Annotated in this window: 16 protein-coding genes and 1 pseudogene; 13 read left to right on the top strand and 4 right to left on the bottom strand. The window is 52.4% G+C overall.

Going from position 1 to position 14,473, the window contains the following annotated elements; translation table 11 throughout:
- Positions 1-47 precede the first annotated feature (47 nt).
- The 3 genes and pseudogenes from OGV38_RS01840 to OGV38_RS01830 form a co-directional block, all read right to left on the bottom strand.
- Entirely contained in the window at positions 48-266 is a 219-nt protein-coding gene (locus OGV38_RS01840) for a YheU family protein (RefSeq protein WP_003023615.1), read from the bottom strand.
- Positions 263-1,331: pseudogene (locus OGV38_RS01835) on the bottom strand (hydrolase). Before OGV38_RS01835 ends, OGV38_RS01840 begins: the two are co-directional and overlap by 4 nt.
- A gap of 104 nt (positions 1,332-1,435) precedes the next feature.
- Entirely contained in the window at positions 1,436-3,337 is a 1,902-nt protein-coding gene (locus tag OGV38_RS01830; protein ID WP_049271910.1) for an ABC transporter ATP-binding protein, read from the bottom strand.
- Positions 3,338-3,469: 132 nt separating this feature from the next.
- Between OGV38_RS01830 and kefG the strand changes: the two genes are divergently transcribed.
- From kefG to slyD, 4 genes are all read left to right on the top strand, one after another.
- Positions 3,470-4,021: a glutathione-regulated potassium-efflux system ancillary protein KefG gene (gene kefG / locus OGV38_RS01825; protein WP_146050129.1), complete on the top strand. Its 552-nt coding sequence runs from the start codon at positions 3,470-3,472 to the stop codon at positions 4,019-4,021.
- Positions 4,021-5,826 carry a glutathione-regulated potassium-efflux system protein KefB gene (gene kefB / locus OGV38_RS01820; protein ID WP_286472875.1) on the top strand — a complete coding sequence of 602 codons (1,806 nt, stop codon included), beginning with the start codon at positions 4,021-4,023 and terminating at the stop codon, positions 5,824-5,826. The genes kefG and kefB overlap by 1 nt, the downstream gene beginning before the upstream one ends.
- Before the next feature lie 8 nt (positions 5,827-5,834).
- Positions 5,835-6,035: a YheV family putative zinc ribbon protein gene (locus OGV38_RS01815; protein WP_016154768.1), complete on the top strand. Its 201-nt coding sequence runs from the start codon at positions 5,835-5,837 to the stop codon at positions 6,033-6,035.
- A 94-nt stretch (positions 6,036-6,129) separates the two neighbouring features.
- On the top strand, positions 6,130-6,735 hold the full coding sequence (slyD, locus tag OGV38_RS01810) for a peptidylprolyl isomerase (protein ID WP_003023634.1): 606 nt from the start codon (positions 6,130-6,132) through the stop codon (positions 6,733-6,735).
- Between the two features lie 50 nt (positions 6,736-6,785).
- On the opposite strand, the gene OGV38_RS01805 is transcribed toward slyD, so the two are convergent.
- The gene (locus OGV38_RS01805) at positions 6,786-7,004 is read right to left on the bottom strand and encodes a protein SlyX (protein WP_003023639.1); all 219 of its coding nucleotides are present in this window, start codon (positions 7,002-7,004) and stop codon (positions 6,786-6,788) included.
- A 232-nt stretch (positions 7,005-7,236) separates the two neighbouring features.
- On the opposite strand from OGV38_RS01805, the gene fkpA reads away from it, so the two are divergent.
- From fkpA to tuf, 9 genes are all read left to right on the top strand, one after another.
- Positions 7,237-8,055 carry an FKBP-type peptidyl-prolyl cis-trans isomerase gene (gene fkpA, locus OGV38_RS01800; protein WP_016154767.1) on the top strand — a complete coding sequence of 273 codons (819 nt, stop codon included), beginning with the start codon at positions 7,237-7,239 and terminating at the stop codon, positions 8,053-8,055.
- A 167-nt stretch (positions 8,056-8,222) separates the two neighbouring features.
- A complete protein-coding gene (locus tag OGV38_RS01795; protein WP_003023643.1) occupies positions 8,223-8,945 on the top strand; it encodes a helix-turn-helix transcriptional regulator in 723 nt (240 codons plus the stop codon).
- On the top strand, positions 8,945-9,331 hold the full coding sequence (gene tusD / locus OGV38_RS01790; protein ID WP_016154766.1) for a sulfurtransferase complex subunit TusD: 387 nt from the start codon (positions 8,945-8,947) through the stop codon (positions 9,329-9,331). The genes OGV38_RS01795 and tusD overlap by 1 nt, the downstream gene beginning before the upstream one ends.
- Positions 9,331-9,690, top strand: coding sequence for a sulfurtransferase complex subunit TusC (tusC, locus tag OGV38_RS01785; protein ID WP_211941566.1), 360 nt, complete (start codon positions 9,331-9,333; stop codon positions 9,688-9,690). Before tusD ends, tusC begins: the two co-directional genes overlap by 1 nt.
- A 7-nt stretch (positions 9,691-9,697) precedes the next feature.
- Positions 9,698-9,985, top strand: a complete 288-nt coding sequence (tusB, locus tag OGV38_RS01780) for a sulfurtransferase complex subunit TusB (protein WP_016157620.1) — start codon at positions 9,698-9,700, stop codon at positions 9,983-9,985.
- 125 nt (positions 9,986-10,110) lie between these two features.
- Complete coding sequence (gene rpsL / locus OGV38_RS01775; protein ID WP_003023654.1) at positions 10,111-10,485, top strand: 30S ribosomal protein S12; 375 nt, start codon at positions 10,111-10,113, stop codon at positions 10,483-10,485.
- Between the two features lie 95 nt (positions 10,486-10,580).
- Positions 10,581-11,051, top strand: a complete 471-nt coding sequence (rpsG, locus tag OGV38_RS01770) for a 30S ribosomal protein S7 (protein WP_016154763.1) — start codon at positions 10,581-10,583, stop codon at positions 11,049-11,051.
- Positions 11,052-11,147: 96 nt separating this feature from the next.
- Positions 11,148-13,262 (top strand): elongation factor G, encoded by a 2,115-nt coding sequence (fusA, locus tag OGV38_RS01765; RefSeq protein ID WP_016154762.1) that lies wholly within the window; start codon positions 11,148-11,150, stop codon positions 13,260-13,262.
- 69 nt (positions 13,263-13,331) lie between these two features.
- On the top strand, positions 13,332-14,473 hold a 1,142-nt coding region (gene tuf / locus OGV38_RS01760; protein WP_286472874.1), incomplete at its 3' end, for an elongation factor Tu.

The raw sequence follows: 14,473 nt of genomic DNA, 5'->3' as shown, positions 1-14,473 counted from the left end.
TCCATGAATAGGTTGAATTTTTATTATAGTCGGCCGTCGGCTACGGATTACTCGTGAATCTGCTTCCTCGGCATAATGTTGACCGTTTCATGCAGTTCGGACCATACCAGCACGGCTTCACCAGATTGTAGTTGGCGTTTGACGTCGGCGACTTTTTGTTCGAGCGAGCGTTCATGTTCACCATAATCGGTGCCTTCGCGCAAGACAAAGCTTTCAATCAGATTGTCCAGCGCGTCCGGGGAGATGTCTTGCCAGGGGATGATCATGATGATGCCTCCAGATACGTTGTCAGCCAGTCCGGGATTCTGGATTCCAGCCACATCTCAGGACGGCGCACCGTGCCGCCAATGAATCCGACGTGGCCGCCGTGTTCCGTCAGTTGATACTCTACCTGTGAGGGCAGATTTTCCGGTTTAGGGATCACGTGATGATCCATAAACGGATCGTCTTTGGCATGGATAATCAGCGTGGGTTTGGCGATCTGGTTGAGCAACGGCATAGCGCTACACTGACGGTAATAGTCTATAGCATCGGCGAAACCATGGATTTTGGCGGTGATCAGATCGTCAAAATCGCGAATGCGACGCAGAGATTTCAACTGGCCCAGACTCACCGGCAGCGATCCTGGATACGCCTCTAGCTTACGCGAGGCATTGGCTTTCAACAGGTTTAGCAGGTAGCGCTGATAGACCCGGGAGAATCCCTTGTCCATATGGTAACTACAGGCTTCCAGCACGAAAGGCGCGGAAACGATAACCGCGGCATCAATTGGAATCTCAGTACCTTCTTTTGCCAGCAGGCAGGCCAGCATGTTTCCACCGAGCGAATAGCCTACCGCCGCGGTCGGCACGCGACCGAACTCACGTGCCAGCCAGTGTAAAAACCAGGTGCCATCTTCTGTCTCACCGGAGTGATAAATACGGTTCAGACGATTGGGTTCGCCGCTGCAGCCGCGAAAATGCATCACCACGCCCAGCCAGCCGCGCTTTTGCGCTGCTTCAATCAGGCCATGTGCGTACGGGCTGTTCAGACTGCCTTCCAGACCGTGAAAAACCACCAGGCGCGGTTTATGTTTCGCCTGTTGCGGATCTTCACTCCATGCCAGATCGACAAAATCACCGTCGGGCAATTCCAGACGCTGCCAGTGGGCGTCGAACTTCACCTTGCGGCGAATTAAACGCGGCAGCATCGTCTGCAGATGGCGGTTACTAATACCGCGCATCGGACGGAATTCTCGAGAATCGTCGGTAGGTGGAGTTATTTCTGTGGACGTGATTTCAACCATAACACCAGAGCAATTAATAATCGGAAAGAATAACTATACCGCGCACAGCGCGTGCGGGTTAGCCAATATGTGATTTTGTCGCGAGTCAGTCAGCAGGCAATCATCGGCTATAGTGCCGGATGGCGGCTTCGCCTTATCCGGCACTCATGATTACTCGGCCAGCATCTGCTCAAGCTGTTCCTGAGCCTCCAGCCAGGCCATCTCGCACTCTTCCAGTCCGGATTTCGCACTGGCCTGCTGCTGCAAGCATGCTGTGAGTTCGGCTTTGCGGCTTTGGTCGTACAGTTCGCTATCGCCGAGTTTTTCTTCCGCCTGTGCCAGCTGTGCGTGCAGTTTCTCCATCTCTTTTTCCAGACGGGTAATCTCTTTACGTAGCGGTTGCGTCAGGGTGCGTAGTTCAGCTTCGCGACGCTTCTGGTCTTTACGTGCCTGGGCGCTGTTAACGCTCTCTTTTGCCGGTTCGTCGCTCTGGTTTTCCTGTTTTTGCACATCGCTCAGCCACTGCTGATAATCCTCAAGATCGCCATCAAACGGCTCGACTTTCTTGTCGTGCACCAGATAGAGGTCATCGGTAGTAGAGCGAATCAGGTGACGGTCGTGCGAGACCACAACCAGTGCGCCTTCGAAATCGATCAGCGCTTCGGTCAGCGCCTGACGCATATCCAAATCCAGGTGGTTGGTCGGTTCATCAAGCAGCAGCAGGTTCGGGCGCTGCCAGACGATCAATGCCAGCACCAGACGCGCTTTTTCACCTCCGGAGAAGCGGCGAGTCTCTTCGCTGACTTTATCGCCCTGGAAGCCGAATCCGCCGAGGTAGTCTCGCAGTTTCTGCTCCAGCTCCTGCGGCGCCATGCGCGCCAGGTGCTGAATCGGTGATTCATCGGCGCGCAAAAACTCCAGCTGGTGCTGTGCGAAGTAACCCAGCTTGATGCCTTTTGCCAGGCCAATCTCGCCGTTGATGGGGGCCAGTTCGCCGGCCAGCAACTTAATCAGCGTAGATTTACCCGCGCCGTTGCGTCCGAGCAGGCCGATGCGAGACCCCGGTACCAGATTCAGTTTGATCGAATCGAGAATGACGCGGTCGCCGTAGCCGGCGCTGACCTTTTCCATCTTTAACAGCGGGTTCGGCAGGCTTTCCGGCTCGCGGAAGCTGAAGTGGAACGGGTTGTCCACGTGCGCAGGGGCAATCAGCTCCATGCGTTCCAGCATTTTGATACGGCTCTGCGCCTGCTTTGCTTTGGTGGCTTTAGCGCGGAAACGATCGATATAGCTTTGCAGATGCGCCACGCGCTCCTGCTGGCTTTCGTACATTGCCTGTTGCTGTGCGAGGCGGGTCGCTCGCTGGATTTCAAACGCACTGTAGTTACCGGTGTACTCGAACATCGTTTGCTGTTCGATATGAATAATTTTATCCACCACCGGATCGAGGAAGTCGCGGTCGTGGGAGATCAAAATCAGCGTGCCCTGATAGCTTTTCAGCCATCTTTCCAGCCAGATCACCGCGTCGAGATCGAGGTGGTTGGTCGGTTCATCGAGCAGCAGCAGGTCTGAACGGCAAATCAGCGCCTGAGCCAGGTTGAGACGCATACGCCAGCCACCGGAGAAATCGCTGACGGGACGTTCAAGCTGTTCGTTGGAGAAGCCGAGGCCATGCAGCAGGCTGGCGGCGCGTGAGCGCACAGTCCAGGCGTCGATGGCATCCAGCTTGCCATGGACGGTGGCAATGGCGTGTCCATCGTTACGTTCGTTGGCATCGTTCAACTGTGCTTCCAGTTGACGATACTCGCGGTCGCCGTCAATCACATACTCCAACGCCGGCTGTGGCAACGCAGGCGTTTCCTGATTAACCCACGCGAGCTGCCAGTTTCCCGGATAGGTAAATCCTCCGGCGTCGGCGCTGAGTTCATTTTTCAGCAATGCCAGCAGGGTAGATTTACCGCAGCCATTTTTACCTACCAGGCCAACTTTCTGCCCTGGATTAATGGTGGCCGTGGCATTTTCCAGCAAGACGCGCACGCCGCGACGAATTTGTAACGATGAGAAAACAATCATAAGGCGCCGTATGTTCAGACTATGTTAATTTATCATTATGATAATGTAATGTGTGGGCTATTTGCCGCACCGAGGCGCAATGGTAGCCCAAAACGTCGAAAATAGACAAAAGACAAAACCGGGAGGGGGATGATGTTCCAGCCAGCGAAAGTCTTGCTGCTGTATGCCCATCCGGAATCTCAGGACTCGGTCGCGAACCGGGTACTGCTTAAACCGGCCATGCAGCTCAGCAATGTTACCGTGCACGACCTGTACGCGCACTATCCTGACTTTTTTATCGACATTCCGCATGAGCAGGCGCTGCTGCGCGAGCATGATGTGATTGTTTTTCAGCATCCGCTCTACACCTATAGCTGCCCGGCGTTGTTAAAGGAGTGGCTTGACCGTGTACTGAGCCGAGGATTTGCCAGCGGCCCCGGGGGGAATCAACTGGCGGGAAAGTACTGGCGGAGCGTTATCACTACCGGCGAGCCGGAAAGCGCCTACCGCTATGACGCGCTAAACCGTTATCCAATGAGCGATGTACTGCGCCCTTTTGAGCTAACGGCCGGTATGTGCCGCATGCACTGGATGAGCCCTATCATTGTCTACTGGGCCAGACGGCAAACGAAACAGGAGCTGGACAGCCATGCGAAAGCGTATGGTGACTGGCTGACGAATCCGATCCCTGTGGGAGGCCGCTGATGGAAGGTTCTGATTTATTGACAGCCGGCGTGTTGTTCCTCTTCGCGGCGGTGGCTGCTGTTCCTCTGGCCTCAAAACTGGGTATCGGTCCGGTGCTGGGTTACTTGCTGGCGGGGATTGCTATTGGCCCATGGGGATTAGGGTTCATCAGCGATGTGGATGAAATCTTACACTTTTCCGAACTGGGCGTAGTTTTTCTGATGTTCATCATTGGGCTGGAACTTAATCCAGCCAAACTTTGGCAATTGCGGCGTTCAATTTTTGGCGTCGGCGCCGCGCAGGTGATGCTAAGTGCGGTCGTGCTGGCAGGGCTACTGATGCTTACAGCGTTCTCCTGGCAGGCGGCAGTGGTTGGCGGCATTGGTCTGGCGATGTCATCGACCGCTATGGCGCTACAGTTGATGCGCGAAAAAGGCATGAATCGCAGTGAATCCGGACAACTGGGCTTTTCGGTGCTGCTATTTCAGGATCTGGCGGTGATCCCCGCATTGGCGCTGGTTCCGCTGCTGGCGGGGTCTGCTGACGAACATTTTGACTGGATCAAAGTGGGGATGAAGGTGCTGGCCTTTGCCGGCATGCTGATAGGTGGGCGTTATTTGCTGCGTCCGGTTTTCCGCTTTATTGCGGATTCTGGCGTGCGGGAAGTGTTCACCGCCGCCACGCTGCTGTTAGTGCTGGGTTCTGCTTTATTTATGGATGCGCTGGGTCTGTCGATGGCGCTGGGGACCTTTATCGCGGGCGTTCTGCTGGCGGAAAGCGAATACCGACATGAGCTGGAAACGGCAATCGATCCGTTTAAAGGCCTGTTGCTTGGCCTGTTTTTTATCTCCGTAGGTATGTCGCTTAATCTTGGCGTGCTCTATACCCATATTTTGTGGGTGGCGGCGAGCGTGATAGTGCTGGTGGTAGTAAAAATGCTGGTGCTATATGTACTGGCGCGTCTTAACGGCATGAGAAGCTCAGAACGGATGCAGTTTGCCGGGGTTTTAAGTCAGGGCGGTGAATTCGCTTTCGTGCTGTTTTCAACGGCCTCTTCTCAACGGCTGTTTCAGGGTGACCAAATGGCGCTGTTGTTAGTGACCGTCACGCTGTCGATGATGACCACGCCGCTGGTGATGAAGTTGATTGATAAATGGCTCTCCCGCCAGTTTAACGGCACGGATGAAGAAGATGAAAAACCCTGGGTGGAAGATGATAAACCGCAGGTGATTGTGGTGGGTTTTGGGCGCTTTGGTCAGGTTATTGGTCGTCTGTTGATGGCCAATAAAATGCGTATTACCGTCCTGGAAAGAGATATTAGCGCAGTGAATCTAATGCGCAAATATGGCTATAAGGTCTATTACGGTGATGCCACGCAGGTGGATCTGTTGCGTTCCGCGGGTGCAGAAGCCGCACAGTCTATTGTTATTACCTGTAATGAACCTGAAGACACTATGAAGCTGGTGGAGCAGTGCCAACAGTATTTTCCGCATTTGCATATTCTTGCGCGAGCGCGCGGACGTGTAGAGGCGCATGAGTTATTACAGGCTGGTGTGACGCAGTTTTCCCGCGAAACGTTTTCCAGTGCGCTGGAGTTAGGGCGAAAAACGCTGGTTACGCTAGGGATGCATCCGCACCAGGCTCAGCGCGCTCAGCTGCATTTTCGGCGGCTGGATATGCGCATGTTGCGGGAACTGATCCCCATGCACACGGATACGGTACAAATCTCCCGAGCCAGGGAAGCCCGGCGCGAGCTTGAGGAGATTTTCCAACGAGAGATGCAGCAAGAGCGACGTCAGCTGGATGGCTGGGATGAATTTGAGTAGAGGTAACCATGGCAATTCGTAAACGTTTTATCGCAGGCGCAAAATGTCCGTCCTGCCAGGCGCAGGATACGCTGGCGATGTGGCGCGAAAATAATATCGATATTGTTGAGTGTGTTAAGTGCGGTCATCAGATGCGGGAAGCGGATAAAGAGGCGCGCGAGCACGTTCGCAAAGAAGAGCAAGTGATCGGGATTTTTCATCCGGACTAGCGATATGGCGCAGCTTTTTTTAAGCTAGAGGGTACACGGGTGCAGAATTCCGCTACAATCTGCGCCACTATTCTTTCCATGCTCAGGAGATATCATGAAAGTAGCAAAGGACCTGGTGGTCAGCCTGGCCTATCAGGTACGTACAGAAGACGGTGTGTTGGTTGATGAGTCTCCGGTGAGTGCACCGCTGGACTACCTGCATGGTCACGGTTCCCTGATTTCTGGCCTGGAAACAGCGCTGGACGGTCATGAAGTTGGCGACAAATTCGATGTTGCTGTTGGCGCAAACGACGCATACGGTCAGTACGACGAAAACCTGGTGCAGCGCGTTCCTAAAGACGTCTTCATGGGCGTTGACGAACTGCAGGTTGGCATGCGTTTCCTGGCTGAAACTGACCAGGGGCCAGTACCGGTAGAAATTACCGAAGTGGAAGACGACCACGTGGTGGTTGACGGTAACCACATGCTGGCTGGCCAGAATCTGAAATTCAACGTAGAAGTTGTCGCTATCCGCGAAGCGACCGAAGAAGAGCTGGCTCACGGCCACGTTCACGGTGCGCACGGTCACGACCACGATCATGACCACGGTCATGACGGTTGCTGCGGTGGTCACGGTCACGACCATGGTCACGAGCACGGTGGCGAAGGCTGCTGCGGCGGTGGCGGTAAAGGTAACGGCGGCGGTTGCGGTTGCCACTAATCGTTATACGGCATAAAAAAAAGCGGGAATATCCCGCTTTTTTTTATGCCTCAATAATGTGGCGGCGGGGTCTCTTCAGACTGCGACGCGATGTGGGACGGCTGCGTTGCCTTGAGCTTCTCCGTCAATAAACGCAGATGGTCGCGGAGTTTTGCCATTTCCAGTTCATGCGCGGTCACCGTCACGTTGAGCTCTTCAATGGTTATCTCCTGAAATGCCAGGCGACTTTCCAGTTCAGCCAGGCGAGTTTCCATTGTTGTATCCTGCATGATTCACCTCTTTCTTTTTTCTCCGGCAGATCGCGGACTGCGGCGAATTCTACTTAACTTTGCCTGTTTGCACAGCACTCAATCTTCGGTCACGAAACTAATTTAAACAAAAAGAGTCTGAAAAGTGGTGATAATAGGGCGTGCCCGTATGTTGATTTGTTCTGCAACGCTTTATAGTACATTTTTATGTTAGCTAACCTTGGGGTGAGATGCCCCGGCCCTGGAGATATGGATGAAATCACTGTTTAAAGTAACGCTGCTGGCGACCACAATGGCTGTTGCTCTGCATGCCCCGATCACCTTCGCTGCTGACGCTGCGAAACCAGCCGCTACTGCTGACAGCAAAGCAGCATTCAAGAATGACGACCAAAAAGCCGCTTACGCGCTGGGCGCGTCCCTGGGGCGTTATATGGAAAACTCTCTGAAAGAGCAGGAAAAACTGGGCATCAAACTGGATAAAGATCAGCTGATCGCTGGCGTTCAGGATGCGTTTGCAGACAAGAGCAAACTGTCTGACCAGGAAATCGAACAAACTCTGCAGGCGTTTGAAGCACGCGTGAAGAGCTCCGCTCAGGCGAAAATGGAAAAAGACGCGGCTGACAATGAAGCCAAAGGTAAAGTTTACCGCGAGAAATTTGCTAAAGAGAAGGGCGTTAAAACCTCTTCTACTGGCCTGGTCTATAAAGTAGAGAAAGAAGGTACCGGCGCTGCACCGAAAGATAGCGATACCGTGGTAGTCAACTACAAAGGTACGCTGATTGATGGTAAAGAGTTTGATAACTCTTATACTCGCGGTGAGCCGCTCTCTTTCCGTCTTGACGGTGTTATCCCGGGCTGGACCGAAGGCCTGAAAAACATCAAGAAAGGCGGCAAAATCCAGCTGGTTATCCCGCCGGATCTGGCTTACGGCAAAACCGGCGTACCGGGCATTCCGGCTAACTCTACGCTGGTCTTTGATGTTGAACTGTTAGACATCAAACCGGCACCGAAGGCCGATGCGCAGCCAGATGCTGCACCGGCAGCTAAAGCTGCGGACAGCAGCAAAAAGTAAGTAACCAGATACCGCCGCCCACAGGGCGGCGGTTTTTTATTATCGACAGGATATAATTAATACTGGAAAGCGCCTTGTGCGCTGTATTACTTTAGATGCCCCTATAATAGTGATGAGCCTGCCCTGACAACATAACGACAGGCTCCTGAAAAGGAGTGCTTTTTTTCATGTCCAGGTCGCTTTTAACCAACGAAACCAGTGAGCTAGATTTACTGGATCAACGTCCTTTCGATCAAACCGATTTCGATATCCTCAAATCCTACGAAGCGGTTGTGGACGGGTTGGCGATGCTCATTGGTTCCCATTGTGAAATCGTATTGCACTCTTTGCAGGATTTGAAATGCTCGGCCATCCGCATTGCTAACGGTGAACACACGGGCCGCAAAATTGGCTCGCCGATTACTGACCTTGCGTTGCGTATGCTGCATGATATGACGGGTGCGGATAGCAGCGTGTCGAAGTGTTACTTCACACGTGCGAAAAGCGGTGTCTTGATGAAGTCGGTGACGATTGCCATTCGCAACCGTGAGCATCGCGTGATTGGTCTGCTGTGCATCAACATGAACCTTGATGTTCCATTCTCGCAGATAATGAATACCTTTATCCCACCGGAAACCCCGGAAGTGGGTTCTGCCGTTAACTTCGCTTCTTCGGTGGAAGACCTGGTTACCCAAACGTTGGAGTTCACGATTGAAGAAGTGAATGCCGATCGTAATGTTTCCAACAATGCCAAGAATCGCCAGATTGTCTTGAATCTGTATGAGAAAGGTATCTTCGATATTAAAGATGCCATTAACCAGGTCGCCGATCGGCTGAACATCTCCAAGCACACGGTTTACCTCTATATTCGTCAGTTCAAAAGCGGCGATTTCCAGGGGCAAGACAAGTAATGCGTTTTGCCATTATGGTGACGGGGCCAGCTTATGGCACGCAGCAGGCGAGCAGCGCGTTGCAATTTGCTCACGCGTTACTCAAAGAAGGGCATGAGCTATGCAGCGTCTTTTTCTATCGTGAAGGTGTGTATAACGCCAACTTCCTGACTTCACCTGCCAGTGATGAATATGATCTGGTGCGGGCCTGGCAACAGCTGAACCAGCAGCATGGCGTGACGCTGAATATCTGCGTAGCTGCGGCGCTGCGCCGCGGCGTCGTTGATGAAACAGAAGCGAAGCGACTGGGACTGGCAGGGGCTAATTTACAATCAGGTTTTAACCTCAGCGGGCTGGGTTCGCTGGCTGAGGCATCCCTGACCTGCGATCGCGTGGTGCAGTTTTAATGAAACGTGTTGCTTTTGTCTTTTCTACCGTGCCGCATGGCAGTTCGTCTGGCCGCGAAGGGTTAGATGCCTTACTGGCGACATCGGCGTTAACGGAAGACCTCGGCGTATTTTTTATCGGCGATGGCGTTTTTCAAATCCTCCAGGGACAACAGCCGGATGTCGTGCTGGCTCGCGACTATATCGCAACCTTCAAGCTGTTAGGGTTGTACGATATCGATCAATGTTGGCTTTGTGCCGCCTCGTTACGCGAGCGGGGCCTCCAGCAGGGGGTTAATTGTGTGGTCGATGCGACAGCGTTAGAACCGGAAGATTTACGCCGTGAGCTAGGCAACTATGACGTCATTTTAAGGTTTTGAGATACTCATGCTGCACACATTACATCGTTCCGCGTGGCTTACCGATTTCTCCTCTCTTCTTCGCCTGATTGATAAAGACGATGAACTTTTATTGCTTCAGGATGGCGTGACCGCGGCAATAGAAGGAAGCCGTTTCCTTGAAAGTCTGCAAAATGCCTCCATTAAGGTCTATGTACTGGAAGAAGACATTAAAGCTCGCGGCTTAGGTGGTCAAATTTCAGACAGTGTCGTCAGGGTTAGCTATACTGACTTCGTCAGACTTACGGTGAAGCATCCCAGCCAGATGTCCTGGTAATTGTGGGATCGTTGTATATTTCTTGACACCTTTTCGACACCGACCTAAAATTCTGCGTCCTCATATTGTATGAGGTCGTTTTATTACGTGTTTACGAAGCGAAAGCTACAACCAGGAGCTATTTAATGGCAACAGTTAACCAGCTGGTACGCAAACCACGCGCACGCAAAGTTGCAAAGAGCAACGTGCCTGCACTGGAAGCATGCCCGCAGAAACGTGGCGTATGTACTCGTGTATATACTACCACTCCTAAAAAACCAAACTCCGCACTGCGTAAAGTATGCCGTGTGCGTTTGACTAACGGTTTTGAAGTGACTTCCTACATCGGTGGTGAAGGTCACAACCTGCAGGAGCACTCCGTGATCCTGATCCGTGGCGGTCGTGTAAAAGACCTCCCGGGTGTTCGTTACCACACCGTTCGCGGTGCGCTTGACTGCTCCGGCGTTAAAGACCGTAAGCAATCACGCTCCAAGTATGGCGTGAAACGTCCTAAGGCTTAATGGTTCTCCGTTAAGTAAGGCCAAACGTTTTATATTAATGTCAAACTAAACTCGTAGAGTTTTGGACAATCCTGAATTAACAACGGAGTATTCCCATGCCACGTCGTCGCGTCATTGGTCAGCGTAAAATTCTGCCGGATCCTAAGTTCGGATCAGAGCTGCTGGCTAAATTTGTAAATATCCTGATGGTAGATGGTAAAAAATCTACTGCAGAAACCATCGTATACAGCGCGCTGGAGACCCTGGCTCAGCGTTCTGGTAAAGATGGCCTGGAAGCTTTTGAAGTAGCCCTTGAAAACGTGCGTCCGACTGTCGAAGTTAAGTCTCGCCGCGTTGGTGGTTCTACTTATCAGGTTCCAGTTGAAGTCCGTCCGGTTCGCCGTAATGCCCTGGCAATGCGTTGGATCGTTGAAGCTGCTCGTAAACGCGGTGATAAATCCATGGCTCTGCGCCTGGCGAACGAACTTTCTGATGCTGCAGAAAACAAAGGTACTGCAGTTAAGAAACGTGAAGACGTTCACCGTATGGCAGAAGCCAACAAGGCGTTCGCACACTACCGTTGGTAATCCCTTCGGAGTTTTAGTCACCAGGCGGGCGCTTCTAGTAAGCAGCCCGCTTTGGGCTACTTAAATTGAACGCCTAAAAGATAAACGAGGAATCAAATGGCTCGTACAACACCCATCGCGCGCTACCGTAATATCGGTATCAGTGCGCACATCGACGCCGGTAAAACCACTACTACCGAACGTATTCTGTTCTACACCGGTGTAAACCATAAAATCGGTGAAGTTCATGACGGCGCAGCCACCATGGACTGGATGGAACAGGAGCAGGAGCGTGGTATTACTATCACCTCCGCAGCGACTACTGCATTCTGGTCTGGTATGGCTAAGCAGTATGAACCGCATCGCGTAAACATCATCGACACCCCGGGGCACGTTGACTTCACTATCGAAGTAGAACGTTCCATGCGTGTGCTTGATGGTGCAGTAATGGTTTACTGCGCAGTTGGTGGTGTTCAGCCTCAGTCTGAAACCGTATGGCGTCAGGCAAACAAATATAAAGTTCCACGCATTGCGTTCGTTAACAAAATGGACCGTATGGGTGCGAACTTCCTGAAAGTTGTTGGTCAGATCAAAACCCGTCTGGGCGCGAACCCTGTTCCGCTGCAGTTGGCGATTGGCGCTGAAGAAGCGTTCACCGGTGTTGTTGACCTGGTGAAAATGAAAGCCATCAACTGGAACGAAGAAGATGCAGGCGTAACCTTCACTTATGAAGATATTCCGGCTGACATGCAGGAACTGGCTGAAGAATGGCACCAGAACCTGATCGAGTCCGCTGCGGAAGCTTCAGAAGAGCTGATGGAGAAATACCTGGGTGGTGAAGAACTGACTGAAGAAGAGATCAAAAAAGCTCTGCGTCAGCGCGTTCTGAACAACGAAATCATCCTGGTAACCTGTGGTTCTGCGTTCAAGAACAAAGGTGTTCAGGCGATGCTGGATGCGGTAATTGATTACCTGCCATCCCCAGTCGACGTACCTGCGATCAACGGTATTCTGGACGACGGTAAAGATACTCCGGCTGAGCGTCATGCTAGCGATGAAGAGCCGTTTGCTGCTCTGGCATTCAAAATCGCTACCGACCCGTTCGTGGGTAACCTGACCTTCTTCCGCGTGTACTCTGGTGTGGTTAACTCCGGTGACACCATCCTGAACTCAGTGAAAACTGCACGCGAGCGTTTTGGCCGTATCGTACAGATGCACGCTAACAAACGTGAAGAGATCAAAGAAGTTCGCGCGGGCGATATCGCTGCTGCTATCGGTCTGAAAGACGTGACCACTGGTGACACTCTGTGTGACCCGGATCACCCGATCATTCTGGAGCGTATGGAATTCCCTGAGCCGGTAATCTCCATCGCGGTAGAACCGAAAACCAAAGCTGACCAGGAAAAAATGGGTCTGGCTCTGGGCCGTCTGGCTAAAGAAGACCCGTCATTCCGCGTTTGGACTGACGAAGAATCTAACCAGACCATTATCGCCGGTATGGGTGAGCTGCACCTCGACATCATCGTTGACCGTATGAAGCGTGAATTCAACGTTGAAGCGAACGTCGGTAAACCTCAGGTTGCTTACCGTGAAGCGATTCGCGCGAAAGTTACCGATATCGAAGGTAAACACGCTAAGCAGTCTGGTGGTCGCGGTCAGTACGGTCATGTTGTTATCGACATGTACCCGCTGGAGCCGGGTTCAAACCCGAAAGGCTACGAGTTCATCAACGACATCAAAGGTGGTGTAATTCCTGGCGAATACATCCCGGCCGTTGATAAAGGCATCCAGGAACAGCTGAAATCTGGCCCGCTGGCTGGTTACCCGGTTGTTGATCTGGGCGTGCGTCTGCACTTCGGTTCTTACCATGACGTTGACTCCTCTGAGCTGGCGTTTAAACTGGCCGCTTCTATCGCCTTCAAAGATGGCTTTAAGAAAGCGAAACCAGTTCTGCTTGAGCCTATCATGAAGGTTGAAGTAGAGACTCCGGAAGAGAACACCGGTGACGTAATCGGTGACTTGAGCCGCCGTCGTGGTATGCTTCGTGGTCAGGAATCCAACGTCACTGGCGTTGTTATCCATGCTGAAGTTCCGCTGTCTGAAATGTTCGGATATGCAACCCAGCTGCGTTCTCTGACCAAAGGCCGTGCTTCTTACTCCATGGAGTTCCTGAAGTACGACGATGCGCCGAACAACGTTGCTCAGGCCGTTATTGAAGCCCGTGGTAAATAAGCCACAGGATTAAAACCTAAGTCCCGTGCTCTCTCCCCAGGGGAGAGCACTATAGTAAGGAATATAGCCGTGTCTAAAGAAAAATTTGAACGTACAAAACCGCACGTTAACGTCGGCACCATCGGCCACGTTGACCACGGTAAAACTACCCTGACCGCTGCAATCACCACCGTACTGGCTAAAACCTACGGCGGTGCTGCTCGTGCATTCGACCAGATCGATAACGCGCCGGAAGAAAAAGCTCGTGGTATCACCATCAACACTTCTCACGTTGAATATGACACCCCGACTCGCCACTACGCACACGTAGACTGCCCGGGCCACGCCGACTATGTTAAAAACATGATCACCGGTGCTGCGCAGATGGACGGCGCGATCCTGGTTGTTGCTGCGACTGACGGCCCGATGCCGCAGACTCGTGAGCACATCCTGCTGGGTCGTCAGGTAGGCGTTCCGTACATCATCGTGTTCCTGAACAAATGCGACATGGTTGATGACGAAGAGCTGCTGGAACTGGTAGAAATGGAAGTTCGTGAACTTCTGTCTCAGTACGATTTCCCGGGCGACGACACTCCGATCGTTCGTGGTTCTGCTCTGAAAGCGCTGGAAGGCGAAGCAGAGTGGGAAGCGAAAATCATCGAACTGGCTGGCTTCCTGGATTCTTACATCCCGGAACCAGAGCGTGCGATTGACAAGCCGTTCCTGCTGCCTATCGAAGACGTATTCTCCATCTCCGGTCGTGGTACCGTTGTTACCGGTCGTGTAGAGCGCGGTATCATCAAAGTTGGTGAAGAAGTTGAAATCGTTGGTATCAAAGAGACTGCTAAGTCTACCTGTACTGGCGTTGAAATGTTCCGCAAACTGCTGGACGAAGGCCGTGCTGGTGAGAACGTTGGTGTTCTGCTGCGTGGTATCAAACGTGAAGAAATCGAACGTGGTCAGGTACTGGCTAAGCCGGGCTCTATCAAGCCGCACACCAAGTTCGAATCTGAAGTGTACATTCTGTCCAAAGATGAAGGCGGCCGTCATACTCCGTTCTTCAAAGGCTACCGTCCGCAGTTCTACTTCCGTACTACTGACGTGACTGGTACCATCGAACTGCCGGAAGGCGTTGAGATGGTAATGCCGGGCGACAACATCAAAATGGTTGTTACCCTGATCCACCCAATCGCGATGGACGACGGTCTGCGTTTCGCAATCCGTGAAGGCGG

It is taken from the genome of Citrobacter sp. Cb080 (assembly GCF_030334745.1).
GTDB classification, from domain to species: domain Bacteria; phylum Pseudomonadota; class Gammaproteobacteria; order Enterobacterales; family Enterobacteriaceae; genus Citrobacter; species Citrobacter braakii.
Note: the sequence above shows the minus strand (reverse complement) of the source record. Positions and strands in the feature narration are given on the sequence as shown.

Coding starts and splice junctions, on each gene's coding strand:
- kefB (WP_286472875.1), top strand. CDS start 4,021: ATGGAAGGTTCTGATTTATTGACAGCCGGCGTGTTGTTCCTCTTCGCG.
- OGV38_RS01840 (WP_003023615.1), bottom strand. CDS start 266: ATGATCATCCCCTGGCAAGACATCTCCCCGGACGCGCTGGACAATCTG.
- kefG (WP_146050129.1), top strand. CDS start 3,470: ATGTTCCAGCCAGCGAAAGTCTTGCTGCTGTATGCCCATCCGGAATCT.
- tusD (WP_016154766.1), top strand. CDS start 8,945: ATGCGTTTTGCCATTATGGTGACGGGGCCAGCTTATGGCACGCAGCAG.
- fkpA (WP_016154767.1), top strand. CDS start 7,237: ATGAAATCACTGTTTAAAGTAACGCTGCTGGCGACCACAATGGCTGTT.
- OGV38_RS01805 (WP_003023639.1), bottom strand. CDS start 7,004: ATGCAGGATACAACAATGGAAACTCGCCTGGCTGAACTGGAAAGTCGC.
- fusA (WP_016154762.1), top strand. CDS start 11,148: ATGGCTCGTACAACACCCATCGCGCGCTACCGTAATATCGGTATCAGT.
- rpsL (WP_003023654.1), top strand. CDS start 10,111: ATGGCAACAGTTAACCAGCTGGTACGCAAACCACGCGCACGCAAAGTT.
- OGV38_RS01815 (WP_016154768.1), top strand. CDS start 5,835: ATGGCAATTCGTAAACGTTTTATCGCAGGCGCAAAATGTCCGTCCTGC.
- tusB (WP_016157620.1), top strand. CDS start 9,698: ATGCTGCACACATTACATCGTTCCGCGTGGCTTACCGATTTCTCCTCT.
- slyD (WP_003023634.1), top strand. CDS start 6,130: ATGAAAGTAGCAAAGGACCTGGTGGTCAGCCTGGCCTATCAGGTACGT.
- tusC (WP_211941566.1), top strand. CDS start 9,331: ATGAAACGTGTTGCTTTTGTCTTTTCTACCGTGCCGCATGGCAGTTCG.
- OGV38_RS01830 (WP_049271910.1), bottom strand. CDS start 3,337: ATGATTGTTTTCTCATCGTTACAAATTCGTCGCGGCGTGCGCGTCTTG.
- OGV38_RS01795 (WP_003023643.1), top strand. CDS start 8,223: ATGTCCAGGTCGCTTTTAACCAACGAAACCAGTGAGCTAGATTTACTG.
- rpsG (WP_016154763.1), top strand. CDS start 10,581: ATGCCACGTCGTCGCGTCATTGGTCAGCGTAAAATTCTGCCGGATCCT.